Origin of the sequence: Undibacterium sp. Ji49W (genome assembly GCF_049340205.1) — a bacterium.
In the GTDB taxonomy this organism is placed as follows: domain Bacteria; phylum Pseudomonadota; class Gammaproteobacteria; order Burkholderiales; family Burkholderiaceae_D; genus Undibacterium.
The window spans coordinates 245,765-271,834 of the sequence record NZ_JBMPOW010000003.1 but is presented as its reverse complement, the minus strand read 5'-3'; the positions used below and the strand labels follow the sequence as shown (position 1 = coordinate 271,834).

The window sequence follows — 26,070 nt, the reverse complement described above, 5'->3', positions numbered from 1 at the left end:
CAGGACTTATAGAAGAGTAAAACACGCATTCACAAGCCCCACATGATCATGGCGATATGTGATTCAGACTTTTGCCTTGTCTTCACTTATTACTTTCACTTCTCACATTGATTTTTCAGATACCTGTACCAGCTACGATATCAGGCCTTCCCCACAGTTGCAGACGGCACGGGGGTTTTTCCCGCACTGATCACCATGATTCTTTGCACCAGGCAGAATATAAACAATAAGCCGCCTATGACAATCTTCGTCCACCACGAGCTTAGTGTGCCATCAAAGGCAATCAGGGTTTGTATGGTGCCCAGTACCAGCACGCCAGTCAGCGCACCAGCCACATACCCGACGCCACCTGTCAGCAAGGTGCCACCGATGACCACGGCAGCAATCGCATCCAGCTCCGTGCCCTGCGCATGCAAGCCATAGCCGGACAGCATATAAAACGAAAACAATAAACCAGCCAGTGCCGCACAAAAGCCACTGAACGCATAAATCATGACCTTGGTCCGGGCGACCGGCAAGCCCATCATCAGGGCGCTTTGCTCATTCCCGCCTATGGCATATACCGCGCGTCCAAATTCGCTGTAGTGCGCCAGGTAAATGGCCAGACCCAGCATCAGCAAGGCAATCACCACACCCGGCGAAACAAACACATCAAGAAACGCCAACTGGCTTTGCGACATGCTGACAAACCACGGGTCATCAATGGTGATGGAATTGATGCTGATCAGATAGCACAGCCCACGTGCCAGGAACATGCCGGCCAGGGTAACGATAAATGCCTGCAATTTGAAAAAATGAATCATGCCCCCCATGGCAGCCCCAAACAGGCTGCCCAGCACCAATACCAGCGGCACCACCAAGATAGGCGGCCAGTGCCACATCTGCAACATCCAGGCAGTGATCATGGTACTCAGTGCCAGCACTGAACCGACCGACAAGTCGATACCGCCCGACAAAATGACAAAACTCATGCCGATGGCAATCACCAGCAAAAAAGCATTATCGATGAGCAGGTTGCAGATTACCTGCAAGGATAAAAACCCGGGATAAGCCACGCCCCCCAGTACCAGCATCAGCAACAACAGGCCAACCGTCACCAGCGAGATAAAATACGCGCTATGCGTGAGCTTGCGTAAAGTCAGAAAAAAAGGATTCATGTCGAAGCAGTCTTCGTAAGCTAGGAAGGACGTTTGACACGTGCCACGGCACGTTGCCAAATGCCTTTGAATTCGGCGGATTGGGACAGGCACACCACGAATACAACGATGGATTTGACCACCATATTCACCTCTGGCGGCACACCCATGGCATAAATCGTATACGTCAGCGTCTGTATGATGAGCGCACCTATCACGCTGCCTATCAGGCTGAACTTGCCGCCATTCAGCGATGTACCACCCAGAGTCACTGCCAGAATGGCATCCAGTTCCAGCAAGAGCCCGGCATTATTTGCATCGGCACTTTTGATATTGGCACTGATCATCAAACCGGCAACACCAGCACACAGGCTGCAAAACAGGTAAACAAAAAATATCAGGGCAGCGGTCCTGATGCCGGCCAGCCTGGCTGCTACCGGATTGACGCCGATAGCCTGTATGAACAGGCCCAGCGCCGTTTTACGCATGATCAATGCGGTCAGCAAAAACACCACGGCAACTATCGTCAATGAAAACGGCAAACCAAACAAATAGCCGCTGCCGATGAAGAAATACGGCTGGTAGTACACGGTGACGATTTGCCCATCGGTCAGTAACTGTGCCAACCCACGCCCCGCCACCATCAGTATCAGCGTCGCCACAATAGGTTGCAGGCCCAACAAGGCCACCAGCGCACCATTCCAAACGCCACACAACAGGGCCGCACCCAGCGCTGCACACAATGCCCATACCATGGGGGTGTTGCTGACGTATTCGGGTATGCCGTTTTTCATGCTCAGCGTGCCTCCTATCAGCATGGCAGCGACAGTGCCAGACAGGGCCACTACAGCACCGACAGAAATATCAATGCCGCGCGTGGCAATCACCAGTGTCATGCCCACTGCGGTCAACATTAGCGGTGCCGCACGGTTCAGGATATCAATCACGCTGCCGTACAGATGGCCATCCTGCAATCGCAAATGAAAGAAACCGGGGATCCACAGCAAATCAATGACACACAACACCAGCAATGCCAGTATGGGGCGGGACAAGGGATGTTGCAGCAGGATGGATAATCTGTTTTTCATGGACAAGGTCGGTACAGGGCCAGATGGCAATGGCGGCGCAGATGATGTATCGGCTTTTGCTGACATGGTCATCACGCACCCCCTGCTATGACTTCCAGAACCGATGTTTCATCCAGTTCGCCTTTTGCATATTCGCCGCAAATCTTGCGGTCACGCAGGACCAGCATGCGGTCGCTGCAACGCAAGACTTCCGGCAATTCGGATGAGATGAACAAGACTGCGAGGCCCTTGCGACACAGGGTGGACACGAAATCCATGATTTCCTGTTTGGCTTTCACATCAATGCCACGGGTAGGTTCATCCAGTATCAGCAAACCTGGCGATGTCAACAGCCAGCGCGCCAGCAATACCTTTTGCTGGTTACCACCAGACAGCGTGCCTATGGGCGTATCGATATCGGCAGTTTTAATGCCCAGCCTTTGTACATATTCCAGCGCCAGCGTCTGTTGTTCTTTCATCGGCAGGGCACGCAAGATACCGGTCCTGGCCTGCAAGGCCAGCATCATGTTTTCACGCACGGACAAAGACAGTATCGCGCCTTCATGTTTGCGGTCTTCAGAACAGAAAGCAATACCGGCAGCAATGGCATCCCTGGGCGATGAAAAATGTCTATCTTTGCCGCCTATACGGATATGCCCGCTATCCGCCTTGTCAGCACCAAACAGCAGGCGTGCCGCCTCGGTACGACCGGCACCCAGCAATCCACAAAATCCCAGTATCTGGCCCGCATTGATGGTCAAATCCATAGGCAGGATGGCACCCTTGCGCCCCAGGCCATGCGCCTCTAAAAAAATGGCAGCCTCACTGCCTGCAGATGTAATTCCATCGGCATCATCCATACTGGATTGCAACTGTTCAGCCTCGTCCGGTGCGCCTATCATTTTATTCACCAGCGCCAGCCGTGACAGATCCTGGCACAGGTATTCACCTTCCAGCATGCCATTGCGCAGCACCGTAATGCGATCAGAAATCGCATAGGTCTGTTCTAAAAAGTGGGTAACAAACAGGATAGCCATGCCCTGTTCACGCAAGCGCTTCAACACGCTGAACAATAACTGCACTTCGGCCTCATCCAGGCTGGAAGTCGGCTCATCCAGTATCAACACCCTGGCCGACACACTGATAGCCCGCGATATCGCCACCATTTGCTGTATCGCCAGGGAATATTGCGCCAGCGGTGCGGTCACATCGATATCAATCTGCAATTGCGCCAGTATGCCAGCCGCCTGCTCGCGCATGCTGCGCCAGTCGATGCGACCGAAACGTTTGGGATAGCGACCGATGAAAATATTTTCAGCGACCGACAGATTGGTACATAGATTCACTTCCTGATAGACGGTGCTGATACCCAGGTCTTGCGCATCAGAAGTAGATTGCGGCTGCACCGCCTTGCCATCCAGCAAAATGCTGCCACCATCCGGTGTATAGACACCAGTCAGTACCTTGATCAGGCTGGATTTTCCGGCGCCGTTTTGTCCCATCAGGGTATGCACCTCACCGGCAAACAGGCGCAAGCCAGCCTGGCTCAGCGCTTTTACGCCGGGGAAACTCTTGTCTATGCCACGCAGTTCCAGCACAGGCGTGGCAGATGCTCCGTTATCGGATACGCTCATAATCATCAACAGTTTGGGGTGCTGCAAAGGCTGAACTGTGCTGCTGCCCTAAGCCAGACATACTACCGGCAGGCGATACAAAAAGGGAGGACATCGCCTCCCCGCGCATCTTCAGCAACAGCCTGCAGGTTTCAGTATTTGCGATTAGGGAATTCTTTGGCAGCAACTTCAGCCGGGAACACGCCTTCTTCTGTCGTAATCCGCTTGGGTACAGGCTTACCTGCCAGCACATCACGCGCCACCTGCATCAGTTGCGGACCCAGCAAAGGGCTGCATTCCACCGTGACATTGAGCTTACCAGCGATCATGGCTTCGAACGCACCTTTCACACCATCAATCGAAATGATGATTATGTCAGTACCTGGCTTCATACCTGCTTCTTCTATCGCCTGTATGGCACCAATCGCCATGTCATCATTGTGCGCATACACCACGTTGATGTTCTTGCCCTGGGATTTAAGGAAGGCTTCCATGACTTCCTTACCCTTGGCACGGGTAAAGTCACCGGTCTGGGAACGGATGATTTTCAACTTGGCATTACCAGCTATTGCCTGCTCAAAACCATTCTTGCGGTCTATCGCTGGGGCAGAACCCACGGTGCCCTGAAGTTCAACGATATTCAGAGTGCGATCCGGGGTTTTCTTGGCACGTTCCAGCAACCAGCGGCCAGCACGACGACCTTCTTCAACAAAATCGGAACCAATAAAGGTCACATACAGCGATGTATCGGTCACATTGACCGCCCTGTCGGTCAGAATAACCGGTATCTTGGCAGCCTTGGCTTCACGCAACACGGTATCCCAACCCGTTTCAACCACAGGTGAGAAAGCGATGACATCGACTTTTTGGGCGATGAAGGAACGGATGGCCTTGACCTGATTTTCCTGTTTTTGCTGGGCATCCGCAAATTTGAGGTTAATGCCATCTTTTTTGGCCGCATCTTTGATGGACAAGGTATTGGCGGTACGCCATTCGCTCTCGGCACCCACTTGCGAGAAACCCATCACGACAGGTTTGGCTGCCAGAGCAGATGCGCTACCGAATCCGGCTATGGCGATAATGGCAAGCTGGATTGCATTGCCCAAGAACGATCTACGGCTGAATGTCATGCTGGTCTCCTGAGTATTTGTTTTACCCTGCTAGGTGCCCTGCTGAATCTGAATACATGAGTGCATGACTGCACAACTACAAATTCAGCGAGCCTATCTTATTTTTCTAGTGTAAAAGAAACAGCCATAGCCATCCAATGATTTATTTTTAAGTTGCGATATCTTTTTTGATATCACATCCCAAAAATAATTACCCGGGGAAATACCGTATTTACAACTTTATTCATGCCGGTCCACCATGACTACCAGATCACCAGTGCATCTTTTCCCGCAGAAATGCGCTTAGCTTGTCGGCATTGCGGATATGCTGTGCCACCCGTGGATGTGCAGCATAGCCGGTAAATTCGAAGAATATGGTATCCATCTTCTCTTCCGGATTGGCCTGTTTGAGGCGGGCCACAGCGCTGCTGACATAGCCAGGCCATTTTGAACCTGGCCTCATCGCATCCATGCTACCCAATGCACATACGATATAGGCAGACGGATAGGTGGCACGGATGGTTTTCACAAAATCCATATAAGCCTGTACCCGCTGCTCATCATCAGGTTCTGGCCGCAAGCGATGTTCACGATCAATGAGCCAGGCGTCATTCTGGAAAAGATTGATGACGACAACATCGGGCGTCCAGCTTGAAAAATCCCAGCGACTCTCATTTTTACCAACGGCACTGAGCTGATTGTAAAACTGCGGCATGGTGAAGGGAAACCAGCTGATCATCAAGCCTATGCCGCTCTGTGAAGTGACGTGCAGTTCCGCATTTAAATTACGGGCCGTAATGGCGTCATAGGTCATGAAGTTATTTTTGTCTTTGGCAAAATTGTCCGGACCATTGTCAGGGGCTTCATTACCTGCCCCAGAGGTAATAGAATCACCAAAAAATTCTATACGCCGGGTAGGCCGCGCTGGCGGTGTTAGCAACGTCTCCGACTTTGCCAGTTCCAGGCCCTTGAATGCGGTGGCCCCCTCTTCTCCTTCGGTACGCTTGGTCAGCAGGAATTTATGCGGGCCATTTGGCAGATTGGTGGCGACGGCATATTTGCGCTCCCCTTGCACGGCCCGGATAATCAGCGGATGCTCATAGTCATCGTCAATGAAGGCATTGAAATAATTATTACCAAACTGATCATCCAGCACCACCGTAAGCGACGGACCGGTAAAATTGGCAGAGATGCTGGTACCGGGCCAGCTCAGTTGTGGTGCCTGGCGGTTACTGAAATCGATACGCCCTGTATATTGCGGCCTAGTATCTGAGGCAGGGATAATGGTGTCAGCCCAAACCGCGTAAGCACTCAGCACACCAAGTAAAAACAGCGTTGTGATTTTTATTGAAGGTAATAATTTCATATAAGGCCGTTTTTCTTTTTATAGTTTTTATAGGAGCGGCTTTGAATATAGCCGACAAATCTTATATCACGACTACCGCCCCATATGAAAATCAGGGCTTACGCAATAAGCGCAAGCCATACAGACCACCCGCCATCGATCCAGGCCGTGCAACAAAGCGCACTGTCAGTTTGCCCGCTGCATTAGCCACGACATCAGCCGGAAGCGGTATGTCCAGATCATAAATATCTTCGGCATGATCGGCTGTTAATAGCAATGTCTTGAGCAAATGATCGTTGATATAGATATCAAATTTCCGCCCCGCATCGGTTCTTGCAAAACTGAGACGCAGGCTGCCAGCCTTACCCTCCTTGTCATTCAGTTCGTAACTGAACCAGCCACTGGCATGACGCCAGTGCCGCCCCAGATGGATACCGGCGTCAGCACCCTCGCCCTTGAAAAAGTGATCTGATTCAGGCTGTTGTTCGCCCGGTGCAACCTGGTCTATGGTCTGCGCATCCAGGGCCAGGCGTCCGGCTTCGGCGGCCGCTGCTTCAGACCGGCGGCTGGCAAAGTTTTCTGGACTGGTTTGTGGCCAGTAAATCGTATATCGGGCCTCATGCAGACGGAAGAATGGAAGTAAGGTAACAATCTGCTCACCTTGTACACCCTGCCCCGACATCATCACCGGCGCAGTAAATTGCAGCGACTTGCCTTTGATTGGCTTTATCTTGCGCATGAAATTATCCACGTCATCCACCAACACGGGGGCGGCTTCCAGCGGACATACCGGCCCTTTTGCAATATGCCCCATGCGGCTATCGTCGGCGAAAAAGTTCAGGTTTTCGTTGGCAAACTTATTTGCAAACAGACTGGTTCTGGCAGCCAGCACAATGGGGCCATGCAGAATCGCATAATAATTGCTGGCATCCGGCATGCGTTCCAGCGTGGTGGTCATGGGCAGGCGGATATCGATCTGATCACCTTTTTGCCAGGTCCGTTTGATCTCGATATAACTGCCCGGCGTGGCTGTTAGCTTGACAGGCACACGATTGACACGCAATTCCAACTTGCCCGCAGCCACCCATGCCGGATAGCGTATCTTGAGCGTGAAATCCTGCCCTTTATTAATAACGATGCGGGTACGTCCCTTATCCGGGAAATCTGTGCTTTGTATCAGTTCCACCTTCTTTTCACGCCAGTTCAAGGTGGAAGGAATAAACAGATTGACGTACAGACTGTCAGCATCATGGGCATAAATGAATTCACCATACTTGGCATGGCTTTCTATGCCTGAACCCACACAACACCACATCGCCTGGTCCACCTGCGAATACACGCGGTAATGGTTGGGGCGCATGGGCGTGAAATACACCAGTCCGCCCGTGTCAGGATGCTGCGATGACAAAATATGGTTGTACAACGCACGTTCGTAATAATCGCTATAACTGGCTTTGGGGTCACTCAAAAACAATAGCTCGGTCAACTTCAGCATATTGTAGGTATTGCAGGTTTCCGGCCCTTCCACTTCATTGATCATGGACGAGAAATTCTTATCGTCATGAAAATGTTCCTTGACGCTGTTGCCGCCTATCGCAACCGTGCGATTGTCATGCACCACCTGCCAGAAAAATGCCGCTGCCTGTTGCCAGTCCGCCTGCCCGCTCAAGTCACCTATGCGTTTGAAACCGATGACTTTGGGGATTTGGGTATTCGCATGCAGACCATTGAGTTTATCTTCCTTGCGCAACAGTGGCTGCAAGATCGCCTGGTGTGAAAAACGGATGGCCAGGTCCAGGTATTTTTTATCGCCCGTCATTTCAGCCACATCGGCAAAGACTTCATTCATGCCGCCATGTTCACTACGCAGCATGGTTTGCATTTGTTCCTGGTTCAGGTGTGTGGCGAGTTCGCCAGCCCAGTCTGCCAGTGCGATCAACATCTCACGCGCATCCTGATTGCCTGCATAACGATAGGCATCGCGCAAGCCGGCATAGGTTTTATGCAGGTTATACCAGGGCACCCACTTGCCATTGACCGAAAAATTATCTGCCTTCAGCTTGCCATCCGCGATGGCCTGCCAAACCGCTACACCACCGGGGATACCGCCAAGGTAACCTGTGTGTTGCGCTTGCTGGCATTTCTTCAGTTCTGCAACAAAATAATTCAGGCGATCCAGCACCTGCTTGTCACCAGTAGATGGGACCATCAGCGCCAGGGCTGACAAGTAGTGCCCGCCCATATGCCCGTCCAGCCCGCTGGATTCCCAGTTGCCATAGCTGGCAACCGGCACCGGTAAACCGGCTTCACGCCGGAACGGGGCCAGCAACTTATCCGGGTCCAGGGCCATCAGATAGTGCAGATTATTGGTTTGTGCTTTTAGAAAAGGACTCGCCGTCAGTCTTACATCGCCAAGGGGAAACAATTGCGCAGCAGATGCCCAGCCTGATGCAAAGCCCGATACCAGCATGGACAAAGTTGTCAAGGCCAGGCACTGCATCCACGTCAAGAGCAACTTCTTCAATCCATTAATTTTCATATTATTTGGCAGGCAGCTTCACGCTGCGATAAGTGTTGAGCTGGCTGGCATCTACCACCGGCCACAGGTCGGCATCCCACTGCATATCGAGAATTTTCAGTTTTTGCAGGTAGTTGTCGGCTGTTTCATAGGCATGTAATACCAGATAATCCTTGCCATCCATGTGATAGGCGCTATTGTGTCCGACCGCCTTCCAGTCCTGGTTGCCAGCTAAAAACAGCGAGCCACCACCTTTCGCCATATCCTTGCCTTCCTTGTCCAGATAAGGTCCAGTCACGGTTTTAGAACGCCCTACAACCAGATGGTAAGTGCTTTTTTCTTTTTGGCAGCACAGCCCCCAAGAAACGAACAGGTAATAATAATCGCCTCGCTTGAAAATGAAGGGTGCTTCTATTTCTGCCGGCCCGCCCGATTCATCCGGGGTAAATGCTGGCCGCGCGCGCTGCGCGATCGCATGCCATTCCTGCGGTTCTGCCAAGCCTGTCCATGCCGGATTCAGCTTCACCAGCTTGATGCCGGTCCAGAATGAACCAAAGGCCATCCAGGTCTGGTCCTTGTCATCGGTCACGATATTCGGATCGATGGCATTCCATAAATCACGTCCGGGTATGGATTGCAGGATCATGCCCTGGTCTTCCCAGCGATAGTCTGGCGAGCGTGGATTGAGTGTCTTGTTGACAGTGACTCCGATACCCGATGTCAGTTGACCAAAACCGGAGACGGAATAATACAGATAGTATTTCCCATCATGAAACTGGATGTCCGGCGCCCAGATAAACCCTCGGAAGCTAGGTGCCGCCTTGCGTGCCCAGGTCGGCTCGCCAGCAAAAATCCGTCCCTCCGGTCGCCAGTCATGCATATTGCTGGAACTGTAAAAACTGATTCCTTGCCCAGTACTGAACAGGTAATAAATTTCCCCCTCTTTCGCCATCACCGGGTCATGCACCACCACTTCCGCAGCCTTGATCTGTACATGCACAGAAAATAAAAATACGGCAAACACGGTGACAACCAGTTGGAGAAAGCGGCGCTTCATACTATACCTTACCTACTTTTAGACAATCCCCTGACGATACACCGTCAGGGGATTGCAGCTCAACTATTCAAGCGACACGACGATCACTGCCTTGGCAGGGACATTCACAGTCAGCTTGCCCGCCTTGGCAGTGGCATTAAAGCTGGCTGGTTGTATGGCCTGCGGTTGCGCAAAGGTGTTGTGTGCATCCATGGTCTTGGCTGTCAGCACGCGGCCTTTGGCGGCAGTCAGTTTTTCACCGGCGACATCAATATCAATACTGACATCCTTGTTGGGATTGGTATTGACCAGCGACAGATACAGCTTGCCATCTTGCCCACGTGCCGCAGATGCGCTGACTTCGGGGATGCTGGTGCCACCGAAACTGTATTCAGGGTTATTCGCAATCGTCAGAGGCAAGGCTGTCGCATTTTGAAATGGCACATACATTTCAAATGCATGGTAAGTCGGCGTCAGCAACATCTTGTCTTTTTCTGTCAGGATCATGGCCTGCAAGACATTCACCATCTGGGCAATATTGGTCATGCGTACACGCCCAGCATGGGAATGGAAGATATTGAAATTCAGCGCCGCCACCACTGCATCGCGCAAACTGCTTTGCTGATACAGAAAGCCAGGATTGGTGCCGGGCTCCACGTCATACCATGTACCCCATTCATCCACATCGAAAGAAATCTTGTTTTTAGGATCGTTCTTGTCCAGCTTGGCAACGTTGTTTTTGATCATCGTATCCATGCGTAAGGTGTTTTTCAGCGTGGATATCCATTGATCTTCACCAAAACCAATGGCCAGCCCTTTCTTGCTCCAGTTACCGGTTGGCAGGGTATAGTAGTGAAAACTGATGCCATCAACCCGCGTACGAATGTTTTTAGACAGGTAATCAGTCCAGGTGGTATCGTCATCATGCCCACCACTGGCGATGATTTTTGGCATGTAAGGCTTGGGGGCTTTCAGGAAACTGACGGTTTGGTTGTACAGATTGGTGTAATACTCCGCCGTCATGTTGCCGCCACAACCCCATGCTTCATTACCGACCGCAAAGAAGGCAACCTTGAACGGCTTGTCACGCCCGTTTTTGCGACGCAGTTCGGCCAGCGTCGATTTGCCGTCACCGGTCATGTATTCCATCCATTCTGCCATTTCCTGTGCCGAGCCGGAACCCAGATTGCCGTTCACATAGGCATCTGCACCCAGCAGGTCAACCAGGTCAAAAAATTCATGGGTACCGACAGCATTGCGTTCCTCCACATTGCCCCAGTTGGTATTCATCTTGACCGGACGGCTTTCACGCGCGCCTATGCCATCACGCCAGTGGTATTCATCCGCGAAACAGCCGCCTGGCCAACGTACCAGCGGTACATGCATCTTCTTCAAGGCACCGATGACATCATTGCGCCAGCCCTTGGTGTTGGGAATGGGTGAATCCGGCCCCACCCACATGCCTTCATATACGCCTGTACCCAGATGCTCGGCAAACTGTCCGTAAATATTCTTGTTGATTACAGGCCCGGCTTTTTTTGCATCAATGCTGATGCTGACTTCATTCGCTGCATAAGCCGGCATGGTCATCGCAGAAAATGCGAGGACTACCGCAGAAAATACACCCGCTTTAAAACTGGTTTTTAGTGTTTGCATTGTTGTCTCCTGGTTTTTATAAGATATTACTGTTCCAATTTACTCAAAAACTGCCACAAAGCCGCCATGGGTTTTGATCGTGATCCGGGTGTCTTTCGCGGCCTGCACAGGCTGCTGTACAAACGCCCTGCTGCTATCGCCATCGCTTATCATTTGTGCTTTCTTGTCGCCGATAAATGACAGATCCAGATTGACTGTCTTATCGCTGTCTGTCGCATTGATAGCCGCCACATACCAGGCTTTGCCGGCGCGACGGGCGATTACCACAAACTGCCCCGGGTAACCATCGACGAAACGGCTGTCGTCCCATGTCACTGGCAGGGTCTGCAAAAAGCTCTTGACATACGCGGGTACGGTGGCCATGCCTTCGGGTATTTCAGCAAAGTGCTGGATGCCAGACAAAAACAGCACCGATTCCGCCAGCTCAAAGCCATTGCGGGTCTTGCGTTCTATCTTGGGAATATCGGCAAACACCATGGGGGTAAAATCCATGGGGTCAAACAAATTACGCGCAAATGGCAGCATGGCTGCATGGGTGGCAACAGCATCCTGATCTTTTTGCCCGAATGTCGTAAATTCCAGCCCCTTGACGGCTTCCATACTCATCAAGTTAGGATAGGTACGCGCCCAGCCGCGTGGCAAGGTTGAGCCATGAAAATTCACCAGCAAACCTGCATCGGCTGCGTCTTTGAGTATGGCGATGTAATACGCCATCATGGACTGACCATCACCGGCAAAAAAATCTACCTTGACACCCTTGACGCCGATATCGCGCAAACGGGCAAATTCCTGCTTGCGCTGTGCAGCGGTCAGCAATTGGCTCTTGGGGCTGTATTTGGTCGTATTCCATGCGCCGGAAGAGTTGTACCAGACCAGCACACCGACATTCTTCGTCGCACCGTATTCCACCAGTTGCCTGAGCTTTGCGTAGCCTATTTTTTTATCCCAGTCGGCATCAATGAGGGTGTATTCCCAGTGCATGTCGGCGGCATAATCGATGAATTTTTTCTGTACATCAAAAGTCGTAAAATCATCCTTGAGCAAAGCCCAGCTCCAGGATGCATGACCAGGCTTGATGATGCTGGCATCCATTTTGATGGCGGGCGCTGCCAGGTCAGAACCCAGATTCGAATTCATGATGACTGGCAAACTGCCTACACCAATGATGCGCCAAGGTGAACGCAACAGATCCTTGCTCTCTGCCAGCAAGTTACCCACGGTCTTACCATCAGTAAATACCTCTGCCGCCATGGGCGTACCAAGCTGATAAACACCGCCAGGTGAAGCTGCCTGCAAACGCGATGCATGCCAGTTGCCATCCATATCTGCTTCGGTCAGCACAACCCAGCTATCACCGCTATTGAACAAGGCAGGAAACACCCAGCCAGCCTTCGACGGTGAGACAGTACCCACCGGGATATTCATCAGATAATGTTCTTCATAAGACGGATTGGTATTGGCAAAACCTGTCTGTGCCACGGCGATAGGTTGCAGCCATGCCCTGGCTTTATCATCCAGTGCAAATGAAGTCGTTTCCCTGACGAATTTCTTGAATTTGATGGCCGGGTCACTGACGACATAACGGAAAGCCACCCCGTCATTCGATACTCTGAACACCACATCCATTTTTTGATGATGCGCATTTTCAATCGTCACTACCTGTTCATTCGCAGCATAGTGATTGATGCGGCGCTTACCCACCAGCATTTCATAAGTATCTGTCACAGACTTGACGGGAGAGGTCTGCGCCAGCTTCAACTGTTGCGTAAAATCGGCGGCATCCAGTTGCAGGCCCAATGCTGATGGCAGTATCACTACCTGGCTATCACGCGCCACGCTATACACCAGTTGCTGCTGCGCCGACAATTCGACTTTCAATTGCAGGTGCTGGTCCGGGCTGGACAAGGTCGTCGCTGCCAGCGCGCTTGCTGCAAAGCTGGTACCAGCCAACAAACCCAACAGCATACCAAGGTTAGATCTGATTATCATATTCATTCCCATCTGAAGATAAGGCATGAGTTCACCCCGCCGCCTGTTTTTAAACAGGCGGATCACAAAAATTCGGGGGCAACAGGTATTGCTAGATGCTATACAGTCTCGGTCTGACAGCAGCGAGGATCAAACCAAGGAAATCAAATGCAATAGATCAAACCCAGCCGCCATCGACGATAAATTCCTGCGCGGTACACATGGCACCATCATCCGCCGCCAAAAACAGCACCATGGAGGCGATATGGGCAGGCATCAGCTTGCTGGGAAGACACTGGTTACGTTTGATTTCCTGCTCGCCCGCTTCATCCACCCACAAATCAATCTGGCGTTGTGTCATCACCCATCCAGGTGACACGGTATTGACCCGTATGCCATGCGCGCCAAATTCGCGCGCCAGGCCACGTGTCAAGCCAACGACGGCCGCCTTGGCGGTGGCATACACAGGGTAACCCGCACCCTTGATATGCCAGGAAATGGAGCTGACATTAATGATGGAACCCGCCCCTTTTTTCTTCATGCCCGGCAATACGGACTGGCAGGTAAAAAACATGGGGCGCTGGTTGATGGCGATACGTTCATTCCAGTATTCGACACTGACTTCTTCAGTCTGATGGCGCTGATCATTGGCCGCATTGTTGACCAGCACATCAAAATCACCGATCTCTGCCGCCAGTTCAGCCATGGTTTTTTGCAATGCCGGGATATCAGTGATATCGCAATAACGGAACAAGGGTGCTGGCAAACCGGCAGCCGCCAGTTTGCTGCACAGCGCTTCGCTGGCATCTTTGGCGATATCCACAAATGCCACCTTTGCCCCCTGATGGGCAAAAGCCGTGACCAGTTCTTCGCCGATACCGGTGCCGCCACCGGTAATAAACACTGTCCGTCCCTTGAGGCTGACGTAGTGTGCCAATTGAGTCATGCTATCTCCTGCTTCGTGTTTTATGGTGCTGCTATTTTAAATCGACTAGTGCACTTATCAAATCGAATACTGTGCCTACTTCATTTTCTATTTATTTTTTGCCTAATACACCATCATGCCGACGCCATATATTGGCGGCATTGTCATCACGCAAGCCAACTGGCAATAAAGCCTGCGGCAAGTTCTGGTAGCAAACCGGGCGCAAGAAGCGATGTATGGATGCTGTTCCCACTGAAGTACTGCGGCCATCCGACGTAGCCGGAAACGGACCCCCATGCACCATGGCCGTTGCGACTTCCACACCGGTTGGAAAACCGTTGGCCAGTATCCGACCTACCTTGCGTTCCAGCACCGGCAACAATGCGCTGGCCTGTTCAAAATCGGCTTCTTCTATCTGTATCGTGGCTGTCAGTTGCCCTTCCAGTGCTTCAGTCACGGCGCGCATCTGGTCCACATCGCGGCAAACAACCAGCAATGAGGTCGGGCCGAACACCTCGTTTTGCAATGCGTGCCGGCTCAGGAAGGCATCTGCACTGGTTACAAACATGGCGGGATTGGCTTTGCCTTCTTCGACATCGACCCTGACCAGAGTGTTGACTTCTTCTGCTTCGGCCAGGGCTTCTACCCCGCGCTGATAATTGGCTGCGATACCGGGCGTCAGCATGGGTGCGGGTGATACACCGGATATGATCTGGGTTGCTGATTTAATGAATCTGTCCAGGTCTGGACTATCTACCGCTAGCACCAGACCGGGGTTGGTGCAGAACTGACCAGCACCCAGGGTCAGTGAGGTCACGAAATCTTTGGCAATCTCTTCTGCCCTTTGCGCCAATGCCTGCGGGAACAAAAACAGTGGATTGATGCTACTCATTTCTGCATACACGGGTATAGGTTGCGGGCGCGCCGCTGCCACAGCCATCAAGGCCAGGCCCCCAAAACGTGATCCGGTAAAACCCACAGCCTGTATGGCAGGATGACGCACCAGTTCCTGACCGATTTCATTGCCTGTACCTGTCAACAAAGAAAACACACCAGCAGGCAAACCACACAACTGCAAAGCCTTGACTATGGCACGGCCAACCAACTCGGACGTACCTGGGTGAGCAGGATGCACTTTCAACACCACCGGGCAGCCTGCCGCAAAAGCTGCCGCCGTGTCACCACCGGCCACAGAAAACGCCAAAGGAAAATTGCTGGCCGCAAATACAGCAACTGGCCCCAAGCCTATCAATTGCATGCGCAAATCGGGGCGTGGTGGCTGACGCTCAGGCAAGGCGCTGTCGATACGGATATCCGGCCATGAACCTTCACGCAAAAGATCGGCAAACAATTGCAACTGGCTGATGGTACGACCGCGTTCGCTTTCCAGTCGTCCGCGCAACAAACCGGTTTCGGCCATCACACGCTCAATCAGGCGATCGCCCAAGGCCATGATCTGTTGACCTATGGTCTCCAGCAAAACCGCTCTTTGTTCGCCCGTGCAGGCACGAAACGGATCAAATGCCGCCTGCGCCATGCTGCATGCGGTATCGATTTGTTGCTTGTCCACCGTATAAAAAGCCGGGGCCATGCTGAGCATTTTGGCTGGATCAAATGCTAGGAAAGAGTTACCACTCCCCTTTTCAGCAATGCCACCTATCAGGGCTTCGCCAGTGATATTCATAGGGCTTTTACCTTGGTAAATTCTGTCTTGCTGACAGCCAGTCGATTGCGCAATGCTGGCCCGAATGCTGGCGCTTCAATTTCAAAGGTTTCGCCAGCCTTGACGCTGACGCCATCGGCAAAGCTCAGCGTCGCCGTGCCAAAGAAATGGATATGCACGTCGCCCGGGCGATTGAACAAGGAATATTTGAAGTGATGATATTCAAGATTGGCAATGGTATGCGACATGTTTTGCTCGCCACTGACAAAGCTCTTTTCCCATCTTGGTTTGCCATCCACATCATAAATGCGGGATGTACCGGCAACATGCTGTGGCAGATCACCTACCAGCAAAGCCGGACCCAAGCCGCAGGCACGCAATTTTGAATGGGCCAGATACAAATAATTCTGACGTTCAGTCACGTGATCAGAAAATTCATTGCCTATAGAAAAACCGATTCGATAAGGCTGACCGTTATCACCTATGACATACAGACCAGCAATTTCTGGCTCTTCACCGCCATCCAGCGCAAAATCAGGCATATCCAGGCTTTGGCCACTGGCGCGCACGACATAACCATCTCCTTTATAAAACCATTCAGGCTGCACGCCCGCCTCACCTTCTGCCGGTTTGCCACCTTCCACACCCAGGCGGAACATTTTCATGCTGTCGCTCAGACTTTCAACATCGCCACCAATTTTCTTGTGCATGGCATCGCGTGCATCGGCACTGCCCAGATGCGTGAGGCCGGTACCAGTAACATAGCAATGCGCATGATCGCGATGATCGAGTGGCGGCAACAGCCGCCCTTCTTTGGCGATGTCTTCGTATTGATAGACCGTGCTACCCAGTGCTGCCGTCGCCAGCTTTTCCAGACCTGTGTCAGACCGGATTGCAGTCTGCGCCAACATATAGGTACTGGCATAGCCATCTATCACACGTACCTGATCCTGTTCAAGCGCACCGACCAAACGTGTACCGGCAGCATTGGTAAATTGTACGATTAACATAATTTCTCCTGAAGCGATTTACTGACTCGATGATGGGAATGCCCGACTGCAAAACTTAATGCGAATGCTTGGGCACTTCAGCACCCCGGCTACCCACCAGGAAATCAAAATCACATCCCTGATCCGCCTGCAAGACGTGATCAATATACAGTTGCTGATATCCGGTTTTATGAGATGGTTGCTGCTTCTCCGCCCGACTGGCCAGACGTTGCTGCATTTCTTCATCGGTAACATCCAGATCCAGTTTGCCATTGCGGCAATCCAGCGTAATCATGTCACCATCCTGCACAATGCCCAGCGGGCCGCCGGCCATGGCTTCCGGTGCCACATGCAATACCACCGTGCCGTAAGCGGTGCCGCTCATGCGGGCATCTGAAATTCGCACCATGTCCTTGACACCCTGCGCCAGCAATTTAGGCGGCAAGCCCATATTGCCCACTTCCGCCATACCGGGATAGCCTTTGGGGCCGCAATTTTTCATGACCAGCACTGAATCCGCATCGACATCCAGATCAGGATCAAGTATGCGTTGCTTGTAATGTTCAAAATCTTCAAACACCACGGCCTTGCCGCGATGCTGCATCAGCGCCGGTGTGGCAGCAGACGGTTTCAATACTGCACCACGCGGCGCCAGATTGCCGCGCAAGATGCAAATGCCGCCATCGGCCAGCAAGGGGTTATCCAGTTGCCGTATGACTTCATCGTTATATACCGGTGCATCCTGGCAGTTTTCCCAGAAGCTTTTGCCATTCACCGTCAAGGCATCCTTATGCGGAACCAGGCCACCTTCGCCCAGGCGACGTACAACACCAGGCAAGCCGCCTGCGTAATAGAATTCTTCCATCAAGAAACGACCAGATGGCATCAGATCGACGATTGTGGGCGTGCCACGACCGACCGTGGTCCAGTCTTCCAGCTCCAGCGGCACGCCGATGCGGCCAGCTATCGCTTTCAAATGGATAACGGCATTGGTGGAACCACCAATCGCCGCATTCACGCGTATGGCATTTTCAAATGCTTCACGGGTCAATATTTTGGACAGGCGCAAATCTTCACGCACCATTTCAACGATGCGTATGCCTGACATGTGTGCCAGCACATAACGACGGGAATCGACTGCCGGAATCGCCGCATTATGTGGCAAGGTCGTGCCCAGCGCCTCGGCCATGCAGGCCATGGTAGATGCCGTACCCATGGTATTGCAGGTGCCGGCAGAACGCGACATGCCAGACTCTGCCGCCATGAACTGATGCATGGTGATGGAACCAGCCTTGACCGCTTCATGCAATTGCCAGACCGCAGTACCAGAACCAATATCCTTGCCATCCAGCTTGCCATTCAGCATGGGGCCGCCGCTGACAACGATGGTTGGAATGTCACAGCTTGCCGCACCCATCAGCAAGGCAGGCGTGGTCTTGTCGCAGCCGACCAGCAACACCACCGCATCCATAGGGTTGCCGCGTATGGATTCTTCCACATCCATACTGGCCAGATTGCGCGTCAGCATCGCCGTCGGGCGCAAATTGGATTCACCATTTGAAAACACCGGAAATTCGACCGGAAACCCGCCCGCTTCCAGGATGCCACGTTTGACATGTTCCGCCAGCTTGCGGAAATGGGCATTGCAGGGTGTCAGTTCAGACCAGGTATTGCAGATACCGATAATCGGTTTGCCTTCAAACTCGTGATCAGGTATGCCCTGATTCTTCATCCAGCTACGGTACATGAAACCGTTTTTATCCTGAGTTCCAAACCATTGCGCCGAGCGTAAAGTAAGCTTTTTCTTTGTTTCAGACATCCGGTATCTCCTTGTTTTTATGACGCAGGCTCGCAACCGACACACGCACCCGCGCTTAATACAGAGATACTAAAGACTACAACGATGTCTTTCCAATGACTTTTTATTTGCAATTGATACTGCAATTGATATCGCAGACATGAAAATAGTGCATCATCAAGTCTGTATCGAGAATCGATAAATGGAGCTAGAACGATATTCCTCACCAGGCCGCAATATCGTTGAAGGAAACTGTGGCTGATTCGGCGAATCAGGAAAATGCTGCGGCTCTATACAAAAACCACTATGCAGAGCATACGTCTGCCCCTTGCCGGCGAGGCTACCATCCAGAAAATTGCCGCTATAAAACTGCACGCCAGGTTCGTCCGTCCATAGTTCCAGCACGCGACCAGATACAGGCTCATGAACACGCACCGCAAGGCTGGTTTCTTTTCCCGCCGACTTGTTCAGGACAAAATTATGGTCATAACCCTGACCATGCGCCAATTGCGAATCATCATGGCCTATGCGTGCACCAATAGCAGTCGCCCGACGAAAATCAAAGGCAGTACCCGCCACCGGCACCAGCGCACCGGTTGGTATCAAACCGGCATCCACAGGTGTATAGGCATCCGCATTAATCATGACCTCATGCCCCAATATTGAGCCCTGCCCTGCCAGATTGAAGTAAGCGTGGTGAGTCAGATTGACTGGCGTTGCCTGGTCAGTGACAGCGTGATAGCGAACGTGAAACTGATTATCATCATCCAACTCGTAAGTGACCGTTACATGCAGGTTGCCGGGGTAACACTGCTCACCATCTTCACTGAAGTAACGCAGGCCAAGACCAACACTATGCCGGGTTTGAAACGGTGTCGTATCCCACTTCACCCGGTAAAAACCGCCACTACCGCCATGCAGATGATTAGCACCATTGTTGCGATCAAGCTGATACGTCTTTCCATCCAGCGCAAAGCGCCCTTGCGCAATGCGATTGCCATAACGCCCTATCAGCGCCCCAAAAAATGAAGATTCACCCAGATAAGGCTGCAAATCAGAAAACCCCAGCGTCACATCCGCCAGCACGCCGTTCCGGTCAGGCACATGCAGTTCAGTAATAATGCCACCAAAATCCATCACCTTGACCAGCATGCCCTGGCGATTGCGCAGCGTGTACAGACTAATGACCTGCCCATCATCCAGATGCCCAAAAACGCTTTGTTGAAGACTTGGCTCCTGGACTTCCTTTTGGGTTTCATTAGTGAATTGTTCAGCGGACATCATGAGAATCTTTTATATAAGACGAGGACTAAAAATCAGCTTGCCAGAAAGGCCATATACGCAGATAGTATTCGGACAGGCGAAATTGCCCTACTCCATCATAAGCTGCACCAGAAAATCCATCCAATCACTTTTTCAGTATTTTCGATATCGATTTTGGTATGGCATTTTGAGCACGTTCAAACCAAAGCCTTCCTACATGCCACGACCAAGGTCATCCAATCTGCCTGAGAGGCCTTCGGCGTTTGCGGCACAGGGGGGAAGTAGTCATTTTGATTTGAGCCATTTCTTTGCTATAATCACTGACTTCGCTTACTAAGCGAACAACCAAGCCGGAGAGGTGGCAGAGTGGTTGAATGTACCTGACTCGAAATCAGGCGTAGTAGCAATACTATCGGGGGTTCGAATCCCCCCTTCTCCGCCAAAATATGAAAAAGCCCTTGATTTTCAAGGGCTTTTTTTTCTGGAACCCATCCTCACAGTACACCTGTGTGCGTAATCCATAAAATCGACTCTAAAAGCAGACGGCTATCTTGCGCTGCCACCTCTATCATCGCCCTTAACAGGCAATCGCAGTACAAACACTCCATGAGTCATATCGCACAAACTTTCTAGTTCTTTACTTCTTCCGTGCTCACTCAATGAAACACAGTATGCAAACACCTTTTTAATTGTTAAAAGGTCTTGCACGAAATAAAGCATTGCAATTTTAATATTTAATACTTATATTATCAAAATTGAATGCAATTTAATTATTTCTATGAGGTTGTAAAGGCGCTTTAGAAAATGATTTATTCCTAGGAGATAAGAATGTCACAAATTTGTCATGTCGTTACTACCTGGATCACAACAAACGTAACCGAGCCTGTGGAAAATTGGGTATCACAACAACAAAAACAATGTAAAAAATGGCCGTGGCCTCTGAACTGGATTTGCCAAATGGTCATGGTGCTTGTTAAAGTAATTGTCTGGATAACAAAGGCTGTTACTACCGTTGTTACTACAATTGTTTGTACTGTCATCACATTAGTGATCGGTATTATTTTGTGGATATTCTCAACCCTCATAGATGCATTTTGCCAAAAATGTAATGCCACTGCCTGGGTCAAATACTGGTTTTTAACATTAGGGAAAATCAAGTACATATCTCAAGCGCCATCGCGAACCGTACCAGGTAGTGTCGACTATGTTTTTGATTGCGGCTGCAAAAGGGATGGGGGGCCGAGAATAACCGTGACAGCGACGACCGATGATGACGCTGCTGTTAAGGCAAAAGAGGCCTGCAACAAATTGTGTTAGGTGTAGCTATTCCAATCCATTGTTTCTGCTTACAAATGCAATGGATTGGCTCATACTTGCGAAGCGCCAAAATTTAAGCCACAACATTTCCCCCTAAAGGAAATTATTGTAGTCATACATATACTCCTCAGTCTCCCCGATTTGCCATATGTGCCCATCCAGTCTATCCACAGTCACAATGCCCCCACCTTCCATAGCACTTGCGCTATCAGGAGTCTCCAATTGAAAGCACCAATACATTGGATTCGTTAAGACTTCTTTTCGCGCCATTGATCTGACCGCCACATCCCTATTTCCAGCATGTTCTCTTGCGACTGCCTCTGCTTCGGCTTCAGATATCAAATTTTTGTCTTTATATTCAACTGGAACATTAACGCTTTTAATCCTGTTGTTTCTGAGATGAGTAACGATTGCAACACCAACAATTCGTCTTACGCTTAAACCCAGGAAACCGGAATAGAACTGATCTTCTTCAAACAATAATTTCGGCTCGAAAATCTTGAGTTGTTTCAAAAGACCAGAAGAACCACTTATATCTTCCAGCAAATATATGTCGCATATTTTTTGCATACTTCATCAATTTTCAAGGAAAGGTTTTTCCGCGCTAAATACTGGCAAGATCGTGCACAAGAGTAATTAACACACTAATACTGCGCCTGATCTTCCTTATTTCGGTGCATTGAAGCGCATAGCATATTGCATGCAATGCAACCCTCTCAATAAATCACGTAAACATTCATGCATTGTTTTTTTGAGTAATATTGAATTTTTACCTTCGTTACTTAAGCAGAATTTCCTTGTTTAGTTTGCCGTCAATCAACTGTGCTTGACACGATCCTCCTCCGACAAAAAGGTAAGCAGCCTAACTTCCCCTGAGTCGTCAGACCGAGGGTGGAGCGAGAGTGACACTGAGCAGATCGCCCACCTCATTTTCGTCGCACCAGAGCTCTCCATTCGAATGCCTGCGCAGCAGATGACCGTTGTCATCCGACACCAGGCAAACGATTTCGAAAGTCTGGTTGCCTACCGTAACGACAACTTTTTTCGATGAAAATGTACGTGCATTATCCCAACCATATAAGCCAACTTGCCCAGCATTACTCACGGAAAGATAACTTTCCACCCCCGGAACTTTGAAGTAGTCTTTTCCCTTGGAGCTGTACAACTCCAGTATCATCGGCGAATCGGCAGTGGGAACATTGGACACCATGGGAAGCGTCGCCACCGCCCAATCGTGCTGGCCAGCAGACATCCACCATTTGTCTGATGGTCGACTGGGCACGGACAACGCAACTTTGAATGGCGATACCGTAAACTGGACGGAAAACCCGCTCTTGAAGCTGTTGCGCTGGACGATCTGCTCCTCCAGCGAGCCCGTCCAGCCAGTGTTGCCAGTAAAGTCGATCGGGAGCACTCCCAATGGACTCCCTGTTGTATTGTGCAGATAGCCCGCGATTTCCAGGTTCACCACCTGGGCGGCGGTTCCTACGTAGGCACCTGCGGCGCGGCTGAGGAAGTTCAGATAGATTTTGTCTCCTGCCGCCTTGGTGGAAGCACGCCTCAAGTATTCTTTTACTGCTGTGGCCTTGGCTGCATTTTGCTGGTCCCAACTACCAGTGTTGTATTTCTTCCAGCCATTTTGTGTGTCGAAAATGGCATTGCCCGACGTCCCGTCTATATTGTATCCGTTCCACTCCAAACCCGACCCGGTGTTACCAGTCAAGCGCGGCCATCCAGGACGAATCAGGATGATCTTCTTGCGGCAGTCTTTCAGCGTGGGAATATTTTCGTAGAACTCCCAGTAATTGGGATCATAGAGCTTCATGAATTGGTCGCGAAACTCATGATCGGGTCTGCTTGGGAAGAGTACGATATCCTCATGCTGGACGTTCATCAATATGAATTCAAACGGATTGGCGTCCAGAAATTCGATACATGCTTTCTGGACCTGCAGGAAGTCGATGTGCTGGGGTATACCACCATGGAAGATAGGGAAATGATCAAAAATCGAGGACCCCTGGGAGGAATCGATACCCGGTAAAAATGGGGTTTTATTAAAACCAATGGGAACGTACGCATAGGCGCATCTAATGTCGAGGAAACGGATACCACGCATCAACTGGTCAGAGATGCTTAATTCCTGACATTGTGTCGGGCCTCCTCCGTATAACGCACAAGATTCATGTGTACCAGGAATGCTCATTGCCGAAATTAATGTGTTGTCGTCAATACCCTGCATCCAGTTCGTTGAGTTGAGCACGGTCGTCATTCTGATACTCCTGTGTGTATGTTTATTTGGTTGAAAACCAGGGATTAAGTAGGAAACCCCAGCAAATTTGTTGTGTAGAAGACAGAACCCAATCCCATGTGGAATTGCTCTTTGCACATGAAATATTACACTTTTTCTAGCCTAAATGACAATACAAAAAACATGCAAACTGTCTCGAGGCCGGTATTGCACCCTTGATAGAACAGCAACCCACATAGAAACCTTCATGATTCTCGCTACAGCGTGGTTACAGGCGTGGCGTAAGGACCGGAAAATTCACTATTTCAAGATAAATTACTTGAAGCGTGGATGCGACCAGATACCAGCACAGATACTTACGCAGAATTTGCATTTTTAGTTTGCCGTCAATCAACCGTCCTTGACATGAAGATGTCACAAAGCAACATTACATTTAGGTGTGTGAAGTACCGCCTGTAGATTGTGACGGCGGTGCTGGTTGTTTGCTATTGCTTGTTTTATGGGAATTCGCCTCGATGGAAAGTAGTTTAGCGGGAGATACTGTGGATTATCTGTCTACGCATACGTCTCAGTCTGATAGCCAGTCTGGCATTCAGGCCGGCTTACCTGTCAGCCAATTGGGCTCCCATACTGATGCGCTGATGCTGACGCAATTGCAGCGCATTATTGATCAGCGTTTGCTGACGGCACGTTTCCAGCCTATCGTGCAGATGCATAATGGCGATATTCTGGGTTATGAAGGTTTAATACGGGGGCCGTCTGACAGCCCTTTGCATTCGCCGGTGAATCTGTTCAAAGCCGCCTGGGAAAACAATCTGACGGTGACGGTAGAGCATTTGTGTCGCCATGTCGTGCTGGAGCAATTTGCTGCCCAAAATCTGCCGGGCAAACTGTTTTTGAATGTCAGCCCGGAATGTCTGCTGCAAAGGGATGTGCGCTATGGCGAAACGCTGGATTACATCCATGAACTGGGCATCAACCCTGAACGCGTCATCATAGAACTGACCGAATACCAGCCCACCCACGATTATGCGCTGCTGTGCGAAGCTGTTATCCATTATCGCGAGATGGGTTTTGAGATTGCCATTGATGATCTTGGTGAGGGTTTTTCCAGCCTGCGCCTGTGGTCAGAACTGAAGCCGGAATACGTCAAGATCGACATGCACTTCATTCAGGGTATAGATCATGACCCGGTGAAGGCGCAGTTTGTACGTTCCATACAAAGTATTGCCGAAAAATCCGGCACCCGTGTAGTGGCCGAGGGTATAGAAACACAGGCAGAATTGATGGCCGTGCGCGACATGGGTGTGGCCTGCGGCCAGGGTTATCATATTGCCCGCCCGCACCCGACACCGGCGCGTGCGGTATCTGCCGAAGTGGCACGCATTCTGACCAGCAATCAGTACCAGGCGGGGCGCCGCTCCCTCAGCACGTTTGAACAAACCGCCACCGTTGAAAAAATACTGAAAACCCCGCCAACGATTTCTTCACGCATGTTGAACAATCAGGTGGATGACGTTTTTTTGCAAAACCCGAAACTGCAGATCGTGCCGGTGGTGGATGACGGCATGCCGGTGGGCATAATCAACCGTTACCACATGATCGATCGCTTCGCCCGCCCCTATCAGCGTGAACTGTATGGCAAAAAGCCTTGCACGGTGTTTATGGATGCGCACCCTATCATCGTCGATAAAAATACCAGCATGCAGGATGTCAGCCACATCATTGTGGAAGCCAATCCTGATCATCTGATCAACGGTATCATCATCACTGATCAGGGCCGTTATATAGGCCTTGGCACGGGCCCAGACCTGATGCGCGAGATCACGCAAATGCAGATCAATGCGGCACGCTATGCCAATCCGCTGACGCAATTACCGGGTAATGTACCCATCAATGAACATATTGATCAGTTGCTGCAAAAGGAACAGGCATTCTGTGCCTGCTATTGCGACCTTGATCATTTCAAGCCCTTCAATGACGTATATGGCTATCGTCGCGGCGACGACATCATACAGATGACCAGTGAAGTGTTGAAACAGCATTGTGATCCGCAGATGGATTTTATCGGTCACATTGGTGGCGATGATTTCATTATTCTGTTCCGCAGTGAAGACTGGGAAGTGCGCTGCCAGGGCATACTGCACAGCTTTGCGCAGGCCATCTTTGATTTTTACAGCAATGAAGACCGTGAAAGAGGCGGTTATCTCAGTGAAGACCGTCAGGGTAAAAAAGTATTTTATCCGCTGGTCAGCCTGTCGCTGGGTGTAGTGAAGTCACGGGCGAATAAATATTATTCACACCACCAGATTTCTATCGCCGCGTCAGATGCCAAGAAGCAGGCGAAAAAGATACATGGTAACAGCCTGTTTGTAGATAGGCGTTCCGAGATGGAATTATTGCTGGCGCAAGCCTGAAG

At 50.8% G+C, this 26,070-nt stretch carries 18 protein-coding genes and 1 tRNA gene; 3 read left to right on the top strand and 16 right to left on the bottom strand.

The genetic code is table 11. From position 1 onward, the window contains the following. Positions 1-140: 140 nt before the first annotated feature. The 14 genes from yjfF to ACO0LK_RS05350 form a co-directional block, all read right to left on the bottom strand. A complete protein-coding gene (gene yjfF, locus ACO0LK_RS05415) occupies positions 141-1,157 on the bottom strand; it encodes a galactofuranose ABC transporter, permease protein YjfF (RefSeq protein WP_422972901.1) in 1,017 nt (338 codons plus the stop codon). Positions 1,158-1,177: 20 nt separating this feature from the next. Continuing rightward, the gene (locus ACO0LK_RS05410) at positions 1,178-2,224 is read right to left on the bottom strand and encodes an ABC transporter permease (protein ID WP_422973044.1); all 1,047 of its coding nucleotides are present in this window, start codon (positions 2,222-2,224) and stop codon (positions 1,178-1,180) included. Between the two features lie 71 nt (positions 2,225-2,295). Further along, positions 2,296-3,843, bottom strand: coding sequence for a sugar ABC transporter ATP-binding protein (locus ACO0LK_RS05405; RefSeq protein ID WP_422973042.1), 1,548 nt, complete (start codon positions 3,841-3,843; stop codon positions 2,296-2,298). Between the two features lie 125 nt (positions 3,844-3,968). Further along, positions 3,969-4,946, bottom strand: coding sequence for an ABC transporter substrate-binding protein (locus tag ACO0LK_RS05400; protein ID WP_422972899.1), 978 nt, complete (start codon positions 4,944-4,946; stop codon positions 3,969-3,971). A gap of 250 nt (positions 4,947-5,196) precedes the next feature. Further along, complete coding sequence (locus ACO0LK_RS05395) at positions 5,197-6,291, bottom strand: SGNH/GDSL hydrolase family protein (RefSeq protein WP_422972897.1); 1,095 nt, start codon at positions 6,289-6,291, stop codon at positions 5,197-5,199. A gap of 91 nt (positions 6,292-6,382) precedes the next feature. Beyond that, positions 6,383-8,770 (bottom strand): beta-L-arabinofuranosidase domain-containing protein, encoded by a 2,388-nt coding sequence (locus tag ACO0LK_RS05390; RefSeq protein ID WP_422973040.1) that lies wholly within the window; start codon positions 8,768-8,770, stop codon positions 6,383-6,385. A 40-nt stretch (positions 8,771-8,810) separates the two neighbouring features. After that, a complete protein-coding gene (locus ACO0LK_RS05385) occupies positions 8,811-9,845 on the bottom strand; it encodes an arabinan endo-1,5-alpha-L-arabinosidase (protein WP_422972895.1) in 1,035 nt (344 codons plus the stop codon). 63 nt (positions 9,846-9,908) lie between these two features. Next, positions 9,909-11,480: an alpha-N-arabinofuranosidase gene (locus tag ACO0LK_RS05380; RefSeq protein WP_422972893.1), complete on the bottom strand. Its 1,572-nt coding sequence runs from the start codon at positions 11,478-11,480 to the stop codon at positions 9,909-9,911. A gap of 39 nt (positions 11,481-11,519) precedes the next feature. Then, positions 11,520-13,469, bottom strand: coding sequence for a glycoside hydrolase family 97 catalytic domain-containing protein (locus ACO0LK_RS05375; protein WP_422972891.1), 1,950 nt, complete (start codon positions 13,467-13,469; stop codon positions 11,520-11,522). A 157-nt stretch (positions 13,470-13,626) separates the two neighbouring features. Continuing rightward, on the bottom strand, positions 13,627-14,394 hold the full coding sequence (locus tag ACO0LK_RS05370) for an SDR family NAD(P)-dependent oxidoreductase (RefSeq protein WP_422972889.1): 768 nt from the start codon (positions 14,392-14,394) through the stop codon (positions 13,627-13,629). 91 nt (positions 14,395-14,485) lie between these two features. Then, positions 14,486-16,057 (bottom strand): aldehyde dehydrogenase (NADP(+)), encoded by a 1,572-nt coding sequence (locus ACO0LK_RS05365; RefSeq protein WP_422972887.1) that lies wholly within the window; start codon positions 16,055-16,057, stop codon positions 14,486-14,488. Further along, positions 16,054-17,046: an AraD1 family protein gene (gene araD1, locus ACO0LK_RS05360; protein ID WP_422972885.1), complete on the bottom strand. Its 993-nt coding sequence runs from the start codon at positions 17,044-17,046 to the stop codon at positions 16,054-16,056. The genes ACO0LK_RS05365 and araD1 overlap by 4 nt, the downstream gene beginning before the upstream one ends. A 55-nt stretch (positions 17,047-17,101) precedes the next feature. Continuing rightward, positions 17,102-18,844, bottom strand: coding sequence for an IlvD/Edd family dehydratase (locus ACO0LK_RS05355; RefSeq protein WP_186946683.1), 1,743 nt, complete (start codon positions 18,842-18,844; stop codon positions 17,102-17,104). 156 nt (positions 18,845-19,000) lie between these two features. Further along, complete coding sequence (locus ACO0LK_RS05350) at positions 19,001-20,104, bottom strand: aldose epimerase family protein (RefSeq protein ID WP_422972883.1); 1,104 nt, start codon at positions 20,102-20,104, stop codon at positions 19,001-19,003. A 334-nt stretch (positions 20,105-20,438) separates the two neighbouring features. On the opposite strand from ACO0LK_RS05350, the gene ACO0LK_RS05345 reads away from it, so the two are divergent. Both ACO0LK_RS05345 and ACO0LK_RS05340 read left to right on the top strand, forming a co-directional pair. Then, positions 20,439-20,528 (top strand) — tRNA-Ser (locus ACO0LK_RS05345). Positions 20,529-20,914: 386 nt separating this feature from the next. Beyond that, on the top strand, positions 20,915-21,403 hold the full coding sequence (locus ACO0LK_RS05340; protein ID WP_422972881.1) for a hypothetical protein: 489 nt from the start codon (positions 20,915-20,917) through the stop codon (positions 21,401-21,403). Between the two features lie 93 nt (positions 21,404-21,496). On the opposite strand, the gene ACO0LK_RS05335 is transcribed toward ACO0LK_RS05340, so the two are convergent. Then, positions 21,497-21,973 carry a hypothetical protein gene (locus tag ACO0LK_RS05335; RefSeq protein WP_422972879.1) on the bottom strand — a complete coding sequence of 159 codons (477 nt, stop codon included), beginning with the start codon at positions 21,971-21,973 and terminating at the stop codon, positions 21,497-21,499. Positions 21,974-22,283: 310 nt separating this feature from the next. Continuing rightward, positions 22,284-23,672 carry a hypothetical protein gene (locus ACO0LK_RS05330; RefSeq protein ID WP_422972877.1) on the bottom strand — a complete coding sequence of 463 codons (1,389 nt, stop codon included), beginning with the start codon at positions 23,670-23,672 and terminating at the stop codon, positions 22,284-22,286. Between the two features lie 620 nt (positions 23,673-24,292). Between ACO0LK_RS05330 and ACO0LK_RS05325 the strand changes: the two genes are divergently transcribed. After that, positions 24,293-26,068 carry a GGDEF domain-containing protein gene (locus ACO0LK_RS05325; RefSeq protein ID WP_422973038.1) on the top strand — a complete coding sequence of 592 codons (1,776 nt, stop codon included), beginning with the start codon at positions 24,293-24,295 and terminating at the stop codon, positions 26,066-26,068. Positions 26,069-26,070: the final 2 nt, after the last annotated feature.